Source organism: Sphingomonas sp. ID1715 (assembly GCF_013044515.1).
Classification (GTDB): Bacteria; Pseudomonadota; Alphaproteobacteria; order Sphingomonadales; family Sphingomonadaceae; genus Sphingomonas_B.
The window spans coordinates 732,668-746,971 of record NZ_JABEPR010000002.1 but is presented as its reverse complement, the minus strand read 5'-3'; the positions used below and the strand labels follow the sequence as shown (position 1 = coordinate 746,971).

Sequence of the window (14,304 nt, the reverse complement as noted above, 5' to 3'; positions counted from 1 at the left end):
ACCCTATCCGCTCGTCCCGAGCGAAGTCGAGGGGCGGTGGTCCCAACTCTGCGATGCGCCCCTCGACTTCGCTCGGGACGAGCGGACTCGGCAGCCTAAAGAAGCTTGAGCTTGCGCAGTTCCGCTCTGAGCGTCGCCGCGTCGCGGAACAGGTGCCCGCGCATGCCGACGGCCTCGGCACCCGCGACATTCTCCGCACGATCGTCGATGAAGATCAACTCGTCGGCCGGCATGCCGAACCGGCGGAGCGCCAGTTCGTAGATCTCGCGGTGCGGCTTCACCAGGCGTTCGGTCCCCGAGACGACGATGTCGCGGAATCGGTCGAACACCGGCTGGGTGTCGCGGAACGGCGCCCAGAACTCGTCGCTGAAATTGGTGATCGCGAACAGCGGCACGGCGGCGGCGTCGAGCTCTTCCACCAGCGCGATCATGCCGGCGACGGCCGGGCCCAGGCTCTCGTTGAAGCGCGGACCCCAGAGTTCGATGAGCTCGCGATGCTGCGGATGCGCGGCGACGAGTTCCGCGCTGGTCTCGGCGAAGGGCCGGCCGGCATCGTGCTGAAAATGCCACTCATGGGTGACGACCTCGCGCAGAAACGCATCGAGCGCCCGATCGTCGTCGATCAGGCGCTCGTAAAGGAACCGCGGGTCCCAGGTGAAGAGGACGTTGCCGACGTCGAAGACGACGCCGCGCACAGCCACCGGAGCTTAGCCCTGGCGGGCCTTGAAGCGGCGGTTGGTCTTGTTGATCACATAGATGCGGCCGCGACGACGAATCACGCGATTGTCGCGATGACGATCCTTGAGCGACTTCAGGGAATTGACGATCTTCATTGTTCTTGCTCGAATCTGGGCTGGAAATCGGACGCGCCCGCCTAGTCGAGCGGGTCCCGCGCGTCAACCATGCAGCTAATTACGCTGACGAATCGTTATCTAGGTGTCTGAAAGGGATCAACAAGATGACTGGACGCCGTTTCGCCCCGCTGCTCCTGCCGCTCATCGCGCTCGGCGCCTGCACCACGCCCATGTCTCCGGTCGAGGTCACGCGCTTCCATCTCGGCCAGGTCAATGAGCGCGGCACGGTGGCGGTCGAGCCGGCGCCCGGCGCCCCGAGCGGCATGGAGTTCAACAGCTATGCCAGCGCCGTCGCGAACCAGCTGCGGCGGCTCGGCTATGCGGAAGTGGATGGCGTGGGCCAGAGCCTCTACGTCGCCGTGCTCGACATCCGTTCCGGCACCCGCGAGCGGGTGGGCGGCGGCTCCCCCGTGTCGATCGGCATCGGCGGCGGCACCGGTGGCTGGAGCAGCGGCGTGGGTGGCGGCATCAGCTTCGGCCTGGGCGGCGACCGGGGCGGCCTCGTGGTCGGGACGCAGATTTCGGTGCAGCTGAAGCGCCGATCGGATCAGACTGTGGTGTGGGAAGGTCGCGCGCGCGGCGAAGCGTCGGAGCGGGATTCCGCCGTGCTTGCCGAAAGGCTGGCCGCGGCGTTGTTCAGGGACTTTCCGGGAGAGTCGGGGCGCACTATCAGCATCCGATGAGCTTCAGCATCACGAGCGCTTTCGACAGCGGTAACATTCGCGTCCTGTCCATTTCCGGCACCGAAGCCGATCTCGAGATCGAGACCGACCACCGGTCCGACTTCTACCAATGGTTCCACTTCCGCGTCGGCAATGCGGCCGGACGCGAGTTGACGCTGCGCATCACCAATACTGCCGGCTCCGCCTATCCGCTCGGCTGGCCCGGCTACCGCGCGCGCGTCTCGGAGGATCGGGAGACCTGGCGCCAGGCGGACACCAGCTACCAGGATCGCGTGCTCACCATCACCGTCCGTCCGCAGACGAACGCGCTCTGGGTCGCCTATTTCGCCCCTTATTCGATGGAGCGGCATTATGATCTGGTGGCGCGCATCGCCGCGCGTCCCGGCGTCACCCAGCGGGAGTTGACCAGGACGCTCGACGGCCGCCCGCTCGATTGCCTGACGCTCGGCACGGGCGCGAAGCAGGTCTGGCTCTATGCGCGCCAGCATCCGGGCGAGAGCATGGCCGAATGGTGGATGGAAGGTGCGCTTGAAAAGCTCACCGATCCCGCCGACGCGACCAGCCGCGCGCTGCTCGCCGCCGCCACCTTCAACATCGTGCCGAACATGAACCCGGATGGCAGCTTCCGCGGCCATCTGCGCACCAACGCTGCCGGCGTGAACCTCAACCGCGAATGGCACGCGCCCTCGGCCGAGCGCAGCCCGGAAGTGCTGGCGGTGCGCGACGCAATGGATGCGACCGGCGTCGACTTTGCGATGGACGTGCATGGCGACGAGGCGATCCCGGCCAATTTTATCGCCGGCTTCGAGGGTATTCCGTCGTTCGATCCGGCCAAGGGCGCGCTGTTCACGCGCTTCCGCGACACGCTGGCGGAGCGTTCGCCCGATTTCCAGATCGCCAAGGGCTATGAAGTGGCGCCGCCGGGCAAGGCCAATATGTCGATGTCGACGACACAACTGGCCGAGCGCTATGGCGCGGTGTCGATGACGCTCGAAATGCCGTTCAAGGATCATGACGACAATTCCGATCCGGAGTTCGGCTGGTCGCCCGAACGCTGCAAGCGGCTGGCGCACGACTGCCTCGACAATCTCGCGGCGATGATCGACGCGCTCTGACCAACCCCGACGAAGGAAGATCATGCCGACGCTCGTTCTGATCCGCCATGGCCAGTCGGCCTGGAACCTGGAAAACCGCTTCACCGGCTGGTGGGACGTCGACCTGACCGAGCAGGGCGTGCGCGAAGCGCGCGAGGCCGGCGCGCTGATGAAGGCGCGCGGCCTGGATTTCGACCTGTGCTTCACCAGCTTCCAGACCCGCGCGATCAAGACCTTGCACCTGGCGCTGGAGGCCATGGGGCGCTTGTGGCTGCCGGAGGAGAAGGACTGGCGGCTCAACGAGCGGCATTATGGCGGCCTGACCGGGCTCAACAAGGCCGAGACGGCAGCCAAGCATGGCGACGATCAGGTGAAGCTGTGGCGGCGCAGCTTCGACGTGCCGCCGCCGCTGCCGGAAGAAGGCAGTCCTTGGGATCTCGCGAAGGATGAACGCTACAAAGGCGTGCCGATCCCGCAGACCGAGAGTCTCAAGGACACGATCGCGCGCGTGCTGCCCTATTGGGAGAGCCGCATCGCGCCGGAGCTCATGGCCGGCAAGCGCGTGCTGATCTCGGCGCATGGCAATTCGCTCCGCGCGCTGGTCAAGCATCTCTCCGGTATTTCGGACGCGGAGATCACCAGCCTCGAAATCCCGACCGGGCAGCCGATCGTCTATGAGCTGGACGCGGCGCTGAACGCGACGGACCGCTATTATTTGAGCGAACGCGCCGCCTAGGCGGGAAGGAAGCGCTCCGCGACCTCGCGCGGCACGCGGACGATCCGGCCCGCCGCCTTGTCGACGATCGCCCAGGTGGTCTTCGCCCGCACGCGGACGCGGCCATCAGGTCCGGTGAACTCGACATGACGGTCGAAGCGGGCACCGCGCGGCGCCTCGCCGACCCAGGTGCGGGCGGTCACGGTCTCGCCGGGCCCGACATTGCCGAGATAGTCGATCTCGTGGCGCACCACGACCCAGATATAGGCCTCGACATGCGCCGGATCGGCAGCGGACAGCCAATGCGCGGTCGCGACGTCCTGCACCCAGCGCACCCACACCGCATTGTTCACATGGCCGAGCTCATCGATATCGGCAGGCGCGGGGGCGATTTGAAGTTCGAACATCTAGATCCTCCCCGTGCCGGGGAGGATCTCATGAGTCCAGACCCAGCTGCCAAAGGATGAAGGCGAATTCCTCGGCGGTTTCGCGGAGGCTTTCGAACCGGCCCGACTTGCCGCCATGGCCGGCGCCCATATTGGTCTTGAGCAGCAGGATGTTCTGGTCGGTCTTGGTCGCGCGCAGCTTCGCCACCCATTTGGCCGGCTCCCAATAGGTCACACGCGGGTCGTTGAGGCCGGCGGTGACCAGCAGGGGCGGATAGGCCTGGGCGCCCACATTGTCATAGGGCGAGTAGCTGCGGATCAGCTCGAATGCGTCCCGGTCCTCGATCGGATTGCCCCATTCCGGCCATTCGCCCGGCGTCAGCGGTAACGTCGGGTCAAGCATGGTGTTGAGCACGTCGACGAACGGCACATGAGCGGCCACTGCTCCCCAGAGTTCGGGCGCTTCGTTGATGACCGCGCCCATCAGCTCGCCCCCGGCCGAGCCGCCGGCAATCGCGATGCGGCCAGCCTCGGTCCAACCCTGCGCCACCAGCCCGCGCGCGACATCGATGAAGTCGTGAAAAGTGTTGGTCCGCTTCTGGAGCTTGCCGTCGAGATACCATTGCTGGCCGAGATCGTCGCCGCCGCGGATATGGGCGATGGCAAACGCCATGCCGCGATCGAGCAGGCTCAGCCGCGAGGTTGAAAAGCCCGGCTCGATCGCGAGACCATAGGCGCCATAGCCGTAGAGATAGAGCGGGCCCGGCCGTTCGAAGCCGCGCTTGTACACGATCGAGACCGGCACCTTGGTGCCGTCCCGCACCGTGATCTCCAGCCGCTCGGTCGCGTAGAGCGAAGGGTCGTAGCCGGACGGGATTTCCTGCACCTTCAGGATCGTGCGCTCGTCCGTGGCGAGATCGAGGTCCAGCACCGTGCCCGGCGTCACCATCGATTCGTAGGAGAGCCGCAGCTTGGTGACCTGGTATTCCGGATTGTCGTCGAGGCCGGCTGAATAGCTCGCTTCCGGAAAGTCGATCTGCTTGCCGGGGCCGCCCGCGTAATCGTGCAGATAGATGCGGTCGAGGCCATGCTCGCGTCCTTCGACGACGAAGAAGTCGGCGAAGGTGGTGACGTCGGTCAGATAGAAATCGGCCGAGGGAGCGATCCGCTCCGTCCACTCGCCCGGACGTTCCACCGCCGCCGTAACCAGGCGGAAGTTGGTGTGCGTATCGTTGGTGCGGATGAAGAGCGTTCCGTCATGCTCCTCGACCTCATATTCGCGGCCGGGCTGGCGCGGCGAAACCATGATCGGGGTGGCGAGCGGATCTTCGAAGGGGACCAGCCGGATCTCGCTGGTGACGTGATCGCCGGTGCTGATCGTGATCCAGCGCCGCGACTGGGTGAGGCCGAGCCCGACCTGAAACCCTTCATCGGACTCGCGGTAGAGCTCGACATCCTGATCGACCGGCGTGCCGAGCCGGTGCAGCTTGGCGACGTCGATCCGCCAATGCTCGTTGACCAGGCCGTAGAGCAGCGATTGGCCTTCGCCGGCGAACAGGAACCCGCCGAGCGTGCCTTCGATCACGTCGGGCAGCAGTTCGCCCGTTTCCAGATTCTTGATCCGGATCGTGAAGCGCTCGGAGCCGTCATCGTCGATCGCAAAGGCGAGCAGGCGATCGTCGGGGCTCACATCCATGCCGCCCAACCGGAAATACTCCTTGCCCTCGGCGAGCAGGGGTTCGTCGAGGATCAGCTGCTGCTCGCCGCCGGCCACCGGCGCGCGCCACCATTTGCGATATTGCGCGCCTTCATCGAAGGAGCGCCAGTAGAGCCAGTCACCGTCCTTTTGCGGCACCGACGCGTCTGCCTCCTTGATCCGCCCGCGCATCTCCTTGAACAGCGTCTCGACGAGCGGCTGGTGCGGCGCCATCGCCGCTTCGAAATAGGCGTTCTCGGCGTTCAGATAGGCGAGCACCGCCGGGTCGTTCACGTCCGGGTAGTTGGGATCGCGCAGCCAGGCATAGGGATCTTCGATCGTGATGCCGTGGTGGGTGAAGCTGTGTGGGTGGCGCTCCGCGACCGGCGCGGCGGGAAGGTTGGTCATCGGCTGCCGGTTAACGCTTGCACTCGCTGAGGCAAGCGGCTCGGCGCGGGTCAGAGAAACTGGACGTCCCGCTGGAGGCCGAGGAAGCGCTGTCCGGCGTCGAGCGTGATCGTCTGGCCGGTGATCGTCGGCGTCGTGACGATGAAGCGCAAAGCGTCGACAATCTGTTCGACAGTCACGCCGCGGCCGAGCGCGTTCAGGCGATGGACCTCGTCGAAATTATCGCGCGTCTGCGGACCGGAGACGAGGGTCACCGATGGTGCGATCGCACACACGCGGACGTTGCGGGCGGCGAGCACGCGCGCGCTGAGTTCGCTCACGGCAGCGAAGGCGGCCTTGGCGACCGTGTAGGTGAAGAAGTCCGGGTTGGGCTGGGCCAGCTTGGCGTCGAGCAGGTTGACGACCAAGGCATTGTGCCCGTCCGGCACTGCCTTGGCGAAGGCCTGGGTGAGCAGGGCCGGCGCGCGAGCGTTCACGGCCATGTGCCGGTCCCATTGCTCGGCCGTGAAATCGTCGAACAGGTCGAGATCGAAGCCGGCGGCGCTGTTCACTAGCAGGGCGGGGGGCGGCAGGCCGCCCAAGGCCGCAATAATCCGATCCGCGGCGTCCGCCCTGGCGAGGTCGGCCTGGACGATCGTGGCGCCGAGCTCTTCGGCAAGACCCAAGGCCTCGGCTGCCGAGCTATGGTAGTGGATCAGCACATGCCAGCCATCGGCCGCCAGCGCACGGCTAATCGCGCACCCGATGCGGCGTGCGCCGCCGGTGACGATCGCCGTGCGTGGCGAGCCGAACTCCGGCGTCATGCCGTCGCGCTCGGCCGCGCCGACGCGCGGGCGTGCCACGCGGCGATTGCGGGCGGGAAGTCGCCGTCAGCCAGGCGCGTCGCCTTGGCGAAGTCGACCGTCATGAGGCCGGTCAGGTCGGCAAAGCTGTAATTGTCCGTCGCGATCCACTCCCGGCCTTCAAGCCGTTCCTCCAGCGTCTCAAGGAACCAGGCCCACATATTCTGCCCGCGCATTACCAGTTCCGGCAGCTGCGGCACCGGCGGCCAGCGACCCGAAAGAGCGCGGTCGGTCATGTGCTTGTTGCGGTTGCGGAAGGCGTAGACGACGCCGGCATAGCCCTCCGCCTCGATCTTGCGGGTCCAAGCTTCGACTTGTGCGATCTCGAGCGGATCGCGGCCGAACAGCGGCGGATCAGGGTGCAGGGCCTCGAGATAACGACAGATCGCGACCGAATCGGCGATCACTTCGCCGCTGTCGAGCTGCAGCACCGGCACGGTACCGCGCGGATTGAGTCCGATGAACGGATCGCGCAGGTTCTCGCCATTGGCCAGGTCGACCATGCGCCGATCCACCTCCAGTCCCTTTTCGGCGAGATACATGCGCACCCGGCGCGGATTGGGCGCCCAGACGGCGTCGTAAAGCTTCAACCGGAACCTCCGTCGGCGAAACCGCTTCCATTGCGGCGGCGCGACGCTAAAGCGCGCCGCTCCGGGCGTCCATGCCCGGTCACGAGGACCTGACGATTTGAACCTGACGCTCACGCCGTTGACCGAAGCCGATCCTGCTGCCGTCGAAGCGCTGCTGGATGCCGCGTTCGGCGCGGATCGACGCGGGCGCACGGCCTATCGGCTGCGCGAGGGCGCCACGGCGATCCCCACGCTGAGCTTTGCTGCCTGGCAGGACGCGCGGCTGGTCGGCACGCTGCAGAGCTGGCCGGTGGCGCTGCAGACCGGCGCTGACACCGACAAGCTGGTTATGGTCGGGCCGGTCGCGGTAGTGCCCGATGTGCAGGGGGCCGGTGTCGGCAAGGCGCTGATGGACCGGTTGATCGCTGCCGCCGACGCGCAACGGGCGGGTGCGCTGGTGATGATCGGCGACCCGGAATATTATGAGCGCTGGGGCTTCACCGCAGATGGTGCGAGCGGGTGGCGGATCGACGGGCCCTATGAGCAGCGGCGGCTGCTGGCGCGGCTGCGGCGGAAGACCGCGGCGTCCGGCGAACTTGTCGCACTCGGTCCTTCCCGCGCGGGCGGGAACCTGGCGGAAATCGCTGCGCTCTAGACTCTCGTGGATCCCGCTTTCGCGGGGATGACGAGGAGGCTATTGCCGCGCCATGCCGATGCCCGACCAAGTTGCGGACCTGTCCGGCCTGTCGCTCGCCGAGATCGCGAGACTGGCCGATGAGGCGAAGCTGCCGCCGGTCGCGAGCTGGAACCCCACTCACTGCGGGGACAGCGAGATGCGGATTGCGCGCGACGGCACCTGGTTTCATCAGGGCTCGCCGATCGGGCGGCCGGCGATGGTCAAGCTCTTCTCGACCATTTTGCGGCGCGAGCCGGACGGCGGCTATGTGCTGGTCACCCCGGTCGAAAAGCTGGACATCGTGGTCGAGGATGCTCCGTTTGTCGCGGTCGAGCTGAAGAGCGAAGGCGAGGGAGGGACGCGGCGGCTGGCCTTTCGCTTAAATACGGGTGATCTGATCGTTGCCGGGGCCGACCACCCGCTGCGCTTCGATGCGCGGGAAGATGGGCCGCATCCCTATCTGCTGGTTCGGGACGGGCTGGAGGCGCTGGTCGCGCGTTCGGTCTATTACGAACTCGCCAACGCCGCCATCGACGAGGGCGCTGATCCGCCCGGCCTGTGGAGCGATGGCGTGTTCTTTTCGATTACGGCGTGACGCTCGCCGAACGTCTGGCGCGCGCGCTGGAGCGGGGCGCCCGCCGAGGGCCAGTGCCGTTGTCCGGCGACATGCGCGACGCCGTGCTGCAGCCGCCTGACGAGCCGACTCCCGCGGCGGTATTGGTTGCGGTGACCGACCGAGCCGAGCCGGGAGTGATACTTACCCAGCGCACTGAGACGCTGCGGCGCCATGCCGGCCAAGTGGCCTTTCCCGGGGGGCGGATCGACCCGGGCGAAGACGCCGTTACGGCGGCGCTGCGCGAAGCGGAGGAGGAAATCGCCTTGCCCCGCCAGCAGGTGCACCTGGTCGGGCCGGTCGACACCTATGTGACCGTGACCGGGTTTCAGGTTACGCCGGTGATCGGCGTGGTCCCTCCCGATCTGCCGCTGATTCCGGCTGCGGCTGAAGTCGCCGACTGGTTCGAAGCGCCGCTTGCCTTTCTGCTCGATCCGGCGAACCAGCTGGAGCGGGAGGTCGATTGGCAGGGCAGCCGTCGCCACTATTACGAGATATTGTGGGAAGGGCGGCGCATCTGGGGAGCAACCGCGGCGATGATCGTCAATCTGAGCCACCGGCTGCGGGATGACTGATCGCGTGGCCGTACCGCCCGCCGGTTGGGATGCCGACGCGCTCGATCGGCTCGGCCAGGCGATCGGCTTCGGTGAAGGCCGCAGCCGCTATATTGGCGGGTGGGTGCGCGATACGCTGGCGCGGGTCGCCCCCGGAGACCTCGACATCGGCACTCAGCTATTGCCGCAGGAAGTCAAGGAACGGGCGGATGCGGCGGGGCTGACGGTCTGGTCCAGCCCCTCCGGCCTTGCGCACGGGACGGTCGGCGTCGTGGTCGGCGGCAAGCCCGTCGAAGTGACGACGCTGCGCCGCGACGTCAGCACCGATGGCCGTCGGGCGACCGTGGCGTTCACCGAGGATTGGCGGGACGACGCGGCGCGGCGCGATTTCACGATCAATGCGCTGTCGGCCGATCCGGTCAGCGGCGCGGTATTCGACTATTTCGGTGGGCGCGAGGACCTGGCGGCAGGGGTAGTCCGCTTCATCGGCGACCCGCTGCAGCGCATCGCCGAGGATCATCTGCGCATCCTCCGCTTCTTTCGCTTCCACGCGCGCTTCGGCCGCGGCGCGCCTGAAGCTGCCGCCTATGACGCCTGCGCCGCCCGCGCCAACGACCTCATGGCGCTCAGCCGCGAACGCATCGCCGACGAGTTGCTGAAATTGCTCGGCTGCACGCAGCCGTCCGGCGCATTCGACGCCATGCTGGCGCGCGGCATATTGAAGCCGGTGCTGCCCGAGATTGACCAGGGCGGGCTGGCGCGGCTCGCCGCGATGATCGGAGCCGAGGAGTCGGCGGGCGTGGCCGGCGACACGATGCGGCGACTGATCGCGCTGCTGCCTCAGCACGCGGCGACGGCCGAGGTGATTGCGGCGCGGCTGAAGCTGTCCAACGCGCAACGCAAGCGGATTGCCACGGCGCTCACGGCGCCCGCCGCGCCGCCGCAGGAGCTCGCCTATCGCATCGGCGTGGAGGGCGCGGTCGATCGGCTGTTGCTGGACGGCGATCCGTCCTCAGCCGCGGCGATCGCGGCCTGGAGCCCCCCGCGCCTGCCGATTTCCGGTGGTGCGCTCGTCGCTCGCGGTCTGGGCGCCGGCCCCATCGTGGCGCGGGCGCTGAAGCTGCTTGAGGAACAATGGGTGGCGGAGGGCTTTCCGCCCCAGCCGCGGGTCGATCAGCTGGCCGACGAAGTCGCCGCCAGACTGCGCGACCAATAGGCGAAGGCTGCGTCGCCCTCGAGCGGAGCTGCATAGAAATAGCCCTGGGCGCCGGTGCAGCCCAGCGCCGCCAGCGTCTCCGCCAACTCGCGCGTCTCGACGCCTTCGGCGGTCGTCTTGAGCCCCAGCGCCCTGGCCAGCGACAGGATCGCGCGAACGATCGCCAATTTGTCGCGATCCCCCAGCATGCCGGTGATGAAGCTCTGGTCGATCTTCAGGACGTCGAGCGGCAGCCGCTGGAGATTGGCGAGGTTAGAATAGCCGGTGCCGAAATCGTCGAGGGCGAGGGTCGCGCCCGTCTCCCGAATGCGGTCGAGCGTGCGGGCGGCGCGCACGGGGTCGGCGATCAGCGCGCTTTCCGTGATTTCCAGCGTCAGCCGCGCCGGATCGATGGCTTGGGCGGACAGTGACTCCGCGACCAGCGCGGGCACGTCATCCCGGGCAATTTGCAGGCTCGACAGGTTGACGTTCATGCGCGCCTCCGTCCGATGCCCCGCCATGGCGTCCCAGTCGCGTAAGGTCCGTACCGCTGCGTGCAGGGCCCAGCGGCCGAGGGGAACGATCAGCCCTGAGTCTTCCGCCACGGGGATGAAAGTCCCTGGCGGCACATCCTGGCCATCCTCGCGCCAGCGGGCGAGCGCCTCGAAGCCTGCGACCTGCCCCGAGTCGAGCTCGATGATGGGTTGAAAGGCGAGCGTCAGCCGATCCGCTTCGATCGCGCGGCGGAGCTGGGTTTCGAGGGAGAAATGGCGCCGCGCGAGATCGAACGCACGAGGCTGGTAGACTTGCGGCTCGCCGGTGACCTTGGCGCGCTTGACGGCGAATTGGGCGCGGCGGATCAGTTCGTCGCCGTCGCAGCCCGGCTCCAGCACGGCACAACCGACGACGCCCTCGACGCGAATCTCGAGATCGGAGAGACGGCAGGGCGCCGCCAGCACCGAACCGATTCGGCGGGCGATGGCCAAAGCTTCTTCCGGACCCTTTGAAAGCGCCACGTACAGCGCGAACTCATTGCCGCCCATGCGGGCGAGAATGTCGCCGCCGCGCAGGGCGGACAGCAGCCGGCGCGCGACCGTGATCAGCAGTTCGTCGCCTGCCAATGGGCCGATCGATTCGTTGATGCGGCTGAACCTCGCCAGATCGACGACCAGTACCGCGTGGCCGCCGGGTGCGGCGTCGGCGAGCGATGTTTCCAGGGCGTCGCCGAAGCCGGCTCGGTTGAGCAGCCCGGTGAGGCTGTCGCTGAACATCTCGCGCCGCAGCGTTTGTTCGGACGCGCGCTCGGCAGTCCGGTCGACAAGCGTCAGCAACACACGCGGCGCGACGCCATCGATCCGCGCGAGCCGCGCCGCACGCACTGCATAGCAGCGGCCGGAAATGGCGTCGCCATCGATCCATTCGAGGTCGACCACCGCGTCGGAGCTCCCGAAAAAGGACCTTAGCCGGTCGCTGAAGCTGCAGCGGATAAACAGATCGGTGCCGGCGATCGTCTCGAACGCGACGTTCGCATCGACCACCTTCAGTGGCGCGCCGGGGCAGGCTTCGACGATAGCAGCGGCGATCGGCAAGGCCTCGAGAAAGGGCCGGCGAAGCTGATCGGCAACGCGCGCCAGCGACACGCCCTCGGGCAATGCCAGAGGTCGCGGTGCGGGAGCGCTTGCGAGTTTGCGGGCCAGAGCCATTCCCGCTCCGCACTAGGCGGGAATGGTTAAGGCCTTCTTCTCCTTGTCTGCGGCGATCAGCCGAAGCGGTTGTCGCGAGGAAATCCGATCGGCGCCATGCGGCCGGCGGCGCCGCGCGCGCTGCGCCACGGCGCCAGGTCCGCCTCGCTGCGCGTCCGGCCGCTGCCGCCGCCCATCGACCAGCTGAGGCCGTCGGCGAACTTGAGCGCGATGGCGTCGGACAGCCCGCCGTCCCGATAGCGCTGCAGGGTTACGCCCTGGCCCCGACCCATTTCCGGCAGCTCGGTCAGCGGAAACAGCACCAGCTTGCGGTTGTCGCCGACCACCGCGACATAATCCGCATCCTCGGCGATGCGGCGGACGATGCGGAGCTTGGAGCCCGGCCGAACATTCACCACCTGCTTGCCCTTGCGGGTTTCGGCAACGACATCCTCAACCTTCGCGATAAAGCCGCGACCGTCCGACGAGGCAAGAAGCAGGCGACCGGCGCCGGCGGTGAAGCAGGCGGCGACGCCGACCGATCCGTCAAGATCGATCATCAGCCCGATCGGCTCACCGAAGCCGCGGCCGCCGGGCAGCTTGTCGCCGGGAAGCGTGAAGAAGCGGCCATTTTCCGCCGCGATCAGGATCTTGTCGGTGGTCTGGGCGTGGAAGGCGAAGGCCGGGCCATCGCCTTCCTTGAACTTCATCGTCTCGGCCGATGCGAGATCGGCATGGCCCTTCAGCGCCCTGATCCAGCCGCGCTGCGACAGCACGACCGTGATCGGTTCCTTGTCGATCATCGCCTCACGGCTATATTCGCGGGCCGGACCAGCCTCCTCGATCGTGGTGCGACGGGCGCCGAGGGGCGTTTCCAAACCGTAGCGGTCGCGCAGCGCGGTCAGGTCGCGCTTCATGCGCGTCCGCTGGCGCGCGGGGGAGGCGAGCAGCGCCTGCAGTCCCGACCGTTCGTCCTCCAGCTTGCTGCGCTCGCCCTTGATCTCCATCTCCTCGAGCCGCCGCAGCGAGCGCAGCCGCATGTTGAGGATCGCTTCGGCCTGGCGGTCGGTGAGGCCGAACTCGGCCATCATCACCGGTTTGGGCTCGTCCTCGGTGCGGATGATCTCGATGACGCGATCGAGGTTCAGATAGGCGACCAGATAGCCGTCGAGCAGCTCGATGCGGTCGTCGATCTTGGCAAGGCGATGCTCCGAACGGCGGCGCAGCACTTCGAACTGGTGGGTGAGCCAGCCCTGCAGCACCGCCTTCAGCCCCAGCACGCGCGGCGTGTGATGGGCGTCGAGCACGTTCATGTTCAAAGGCACCCGCACTTCCAGGTCGCTCAACCGGAACAGGCTGTCCATCAGCATGTCGGGATCGACGGTGCGGCTGCGCGGCTCGAGCACGATCCGGATTTCGGCATCGGACTCGTCGCGTATGTCCTCCAGGATCGGCAGCTTCTTGTCGTTGATGAGAGCGGCGATCTCCTCGATCAATTTGCCCTTCTGCACGCCATAGGGGATCTCGGTGACGACCGCCGCCCAGGTGCCGCGGCCGGTATCCTCCCGCGTCCAGCGCGCGCGCACCCGGAACGCCCCGCGGCCGGTCGCATAGGCTTCCGTGATCGCCGATGGCCCGTCGATGATCACGCCGCCGGTGGGGAAGTCCGGGCCTTTGACATGCTCGAGCAGGCGAGCGGCTTCGGCTTCCGGCTCGTCGATCAGCAGCATGGCGGCGTCGAGCACTTCGGCGGCGTTATGCGGCGGAATGCTCGTCGCCATGCCGACCGCGATCCCGCTCGCGCCATTGGCGAGCAGGTTCGGGAAGAGGCCCGGCATGATCTCCGGCTCTTCCTCCTCGCCATTATAGGTGGGGCGGAAATCGACCGTTCCTTCGTCGAGCCCGGCCATCAGGTCGATCGCTACCTGGGTCAGCCGCGCTTCGGTGTAGCGATAGGCGGCCGCGTTATCGCCGTCGATATTGCCGAAATTGCCCTGCCCGTCGACCAGAGGGTAGCGGAGTGCGAAGGTCTGGGCGAGGCGGACCATCGCGTCATAGACTGACTGGTCGCCATGCGGATGGTATTTGCCGATCACGTCACCCACGACGCGCGCGCATTTCTTGTAGCCGGCGGCGGGATCGAGCCGCAGCAGCCGCATCGCCCAGAGCAGCCGTCGGTGGACCGGCTTCAGCCCGTCGCGCAGGTCCGGCAGCGAGCGGGCGGTGATCGTCGACAGCGCATAGACGAGATAGCGCTGCGACAGCGCGCTATCGAACGGCGCGTCGGCAATGGCGTCGAACGGATCGGCAAGATCGGTCATGATGGCCGATTAGCAG

15 protein-coding genes are annotated in these 14,304 nt (G+C 67.2%); 7 read left to right on the top strand and 8 right to left on the bottom strand.

Features of this window, described 5'->3' with window-relative positions; translation table 11 throughout:
- Positions 1 to 95: 95 nt before the first annotated feature.
- Both HJG53_RS08660 and ykgO read right to left on the bottom strand, forming a co-directional pair.
- Positions 96 to 701 carry an HAD family phosphatase gene (locus HJG53_RS08660; protein WP_171129508.1) on the bottom strand — a complete coding sequence of 202 codons (606 nt, stop codon included), beginning with the start codon at positions 699 to 701 and terminating at the stop codon, positions 96 to 98.
- A gap of 6 nt (positions 702 to 707) precedes the next feature.
- Entirely contained in the window at positions 708 to 833 is a 126-nt protein-coding gene (gene ykgO, locus HJG53_RS08655) for a type B 50S ribosomal protein L36 (protein WP_055755695.1), read from the bottom strand.
- A gap of 125 nt (positions 834 to 958) precedes the next feature.
- Here ykgO and HJG53_RS08650 point away from each other — a divergent pair, with 125 nt between their 5' ends.
- Genes HJG53_RS08650 through gpmA form a run of 3 tightly spaced genes read left to right on the top strand, consistent with a single transcriptional unit; the run spans position 959 to position 3,367 of the window.
- Positions 959 to 1,537 (top strand): DUF4136 domain-containing protein, encoded by a 579-nt coding sequence (locus tag HJG53_RS08650; protein WP_171129506.1) that lies wholly within the window; start codon positions 959 to 961, stop codon positions 1,535 to 1,537.
- Positions 1,534 to 2,652: a carboxypeptidase family protein gene (locus HJG53_RS08645; RefSeq protein WP_171129504.1), complete on the top strand. Its 1,119-nt coding sequence runs from the start codon at positions 1,534 to 1,536 to the stop codon at positions 2,650 to 2,652. The genes HJG53_RS08650 and HJG53_RS08645 overlap by 4 nt, the downstream gene beginning before the upstream one ends.
- Before the next feature lie 22 nt (positions 2,653 to 2,674).
- Positions 2,675 to 3,367, top strand: coding sequence for a 2,3-diphosphoglycerate-dependent phosphoglycerate mutase (gpmA, locus tag HJG53_RS08640; RefSeq protein WP_171129502.1), 693 nt, complete (start codon positions 2,675 to 2,677; stop codon positions 3,365 to 3,367).
- Here the strand turns inward: gpmA and HJG53_RS08635 are convergent.
- From HJG53_RS08635 to HJG53_RS08620, 4 genes are read right to left on the bottom strand one after another with little or no spacing between them, the layout of a single operon-like run.
- Positions 3,364 to 3,753 (bottom strand): thioesterase family protein, encoded by a 390-nt coding sequence (locus HJG53_RS08635; protein ID WP_171129500.1) that lies wholly within the window; start codon positions 3,751 to 3,753, stop codon positions 3,364 to 3,366. The two genes, gpmA and HJG53_RS08635, sit on opposite strands and share 4 nt — an antisense overlap.
- Before the next feature lie 28 nt (positions 3,754 to 3,781).
- Entirely contained in the window at positions 3,782 to 5,836 is a 2,055-nt protein-coding gene (locus HJG53_RS08630; RefSeq protein WP_171129498.1) for a S9 family peptidase, read from the bottom strand.
- A gap of 50 nt (positions 5,837 to 5,886) precedes the next feature.
- Positions 5,887 to 6,678, bottom strand: a complete 792-nt coding sequence (locus HJG53_RS08625) for an SDR family oxidoreductase (RefSeq protein WP_368039540.1) — start codon at positions 6,676 to 6,678, stop codon at positions 5,887 to 5,889.
- Positions 6,636 to 7,268, bottom strand: a complete 633-nt coding sequence (locus tag HJG53_RS08620; protein ID WP_171129496.1) for a glutathione S-transferase family protein — start codon at positions 7,266 to 7,268, stop codon at positions 6,636 to 6,638. Before HJG53_RS08620 ends, HJG53_RS08625 begins: the two co-directional genes overlap by 43 nt.
- A gap of 97 nt (positions 7,269 to 7,365) precedes the next feature.
- Between HJG53_RS08620 and HJG53_RS08615 the strand changes: the two genes are divergently transcribed.
- Genes HJG53_RS08615 through HJG53_RS08600 form a run of 4 tightly spaced genes read left to right on the top strand, consistent with a single transcriptional unit; the run spans position 7,366 to position 10,306 of the window.
- Positions 7,366 to 7,902, top strand: coding sequence for a GNAT family N-acetyltransferase (locus tag HJG53_RS08615; protein ID WP_254447603.1), 537 nt, complete (start codon positions 7,366 to 7,368; stop codon positions 7,900 to 7,902).
- A 52-nt stretch (positions 7,903 to 7,954) separates the two neighbouring features.
- Complete coding sequence (locus tag HJG53_RS08610) at positions 7,955 to 8,518, top strand: DUF1285 domain-containing protein (protein WP_171129494.1); 564 nt, start codon at positions 7,955 to 7,957, stop codon at positions 8,516 to 8,518.
- A gap of 53 nt (positions 8,519 to 8,571) precedes the next feature.
- Positions 8,572 to 9,111, top strand: a complete 540-nt coding sequence (locus HJG53_RS08605) for a CoA pyrophosphatase (RefSeq protein ID WP_368039547.1) — start codon at positions 8,572 to 8,574, stop codon at positions 9,109 to 9,111.
- A complete protein-coding gene (locus HJG53_RS08600) occupies positions 9,104 to 10,306 on the top strand; it encodes a CCA tRNA nucleotidyltransferase (RefSeq protein WP_171129493.1) in 1,203 nt (400 codons plus the stop codon). The genes HJG53_RS08605 and HJG53_RS08600 overlap by 8 nt, the downstream gene beginning before the upstream one ends.
- On the opposite strand, the gene HJG53_RS08595 is transcribed toward HJG53_RS08600, so the two are convergent.
- Complete coding sequence (locus HJG53_RS08595; RefSeq protein ID WP_171129491.1) at positions 10,264 to 11,988, bottom strand: bifunctional diguanylate cyclase/phosphodiesterase; 1,725 nt, start codon at positions 11,986 to 11,988, stop codon at positions 10,264 to 10,266. The two genes, HJG53_RS08600 and HJG53_RS08595, sit on opposite strands and share 43 nt — an antisense overlap.
- Before the next feature lie 56 nt (positions 11,989 to 12,044).
- Positions 12,045 to 14,288 carry a DNA topoisomerase IV subunit A gene (parC, locus tag HJG53_RS08590; RefSeq protein ID WP_171129489.1) on the bottom strand — a complete coding sequence of 748 codons (2,244 nt, stop codon included), beginning with the start codon at positions 14,286 to 14,288 and terminating at the stop codon, positions 12,045 to 12,047.
- Between the last annotated feature and the right edge of the window lie 16 nt (positions 14,289 to 14,304).

What these genes read in the sequence shown, in the direction of transcription:
- ykgO (WP_055755695.1), bottom strand. Translation starts at nt 833, where the DNA reads ATGAAGATCGTCAATTCCCTGAAGTCGCTCAAGGATCGTCATCGCGAC.
- HJG53_RS08630 (WP_171129498.1), bottom strand. Translation starts at nt 5,836, where the DNA reads ATGACCAACCTTCCCGCCGCGCCGGTCGCGGAGCGCCACCCACACAGC.
- parC (WP_171129489.1), bottom strand. Translation starts at nt 14,288, where the DNA reads ATGACCGATCTTGCCGATCCGTTCGACGCCATTGCCGACGCGCCGTTC.
- HJG53_RS08650 (WP_171129506.1), top strand. Translation starts at nt 959, where the DNA reads ATGACTGGACGCCGTTTCGCCCCGCTGCTCCTGCCGCTCATCGCGCTC.
- gpmA (WP_171129502.1), top strand. Translation starts at nt 2,675, where the DNA reads ATGCCGACGCTCGTTCTGATCCGCCATGGCCAGTCGGCCTGGAACCTG.
- HJG53_RS08645 (WP_171129504.1), top strand. Translation starts at nt 1,534, where the DNA reads ATGAGCTTCAGCATCACGAGCGCTTTCGACAGCGGTAACATTCGCGTC.
- HJG53_RS08610 (WP_171129494.1), top strand. Translation starts at nt 7,955, where the DNA reads ATGCCGATGCCCGACCAAGTTGCGGACCTGTCCGGCCTGTCGCTCGCC.
- HJG53_RS08595 (WP_171129491.1), bottom strand. Translation starts at nt 11,988, where the DNA reads ATGGCTCTGGCCCGCAAACTCGCAAGCGCTCCCGCACCGCGACCTCTG.
- HJG53_RS08600 (WP_171129493.1), top strand. Translation starts at nt 9,104, where the DNA reads ATGACTGATCGCGTGGCCGTACCGCCCGCCGGTTGGGATGCCGACGCG.
- HJG53_RS08635 (WP_171129500.1), bottom strand. Translation starts at nt 3,753, where the DNA reads ATGTTCGAACTTCAAATCGCCCCCGCGCCTGCCGATATCGATGAGCTC.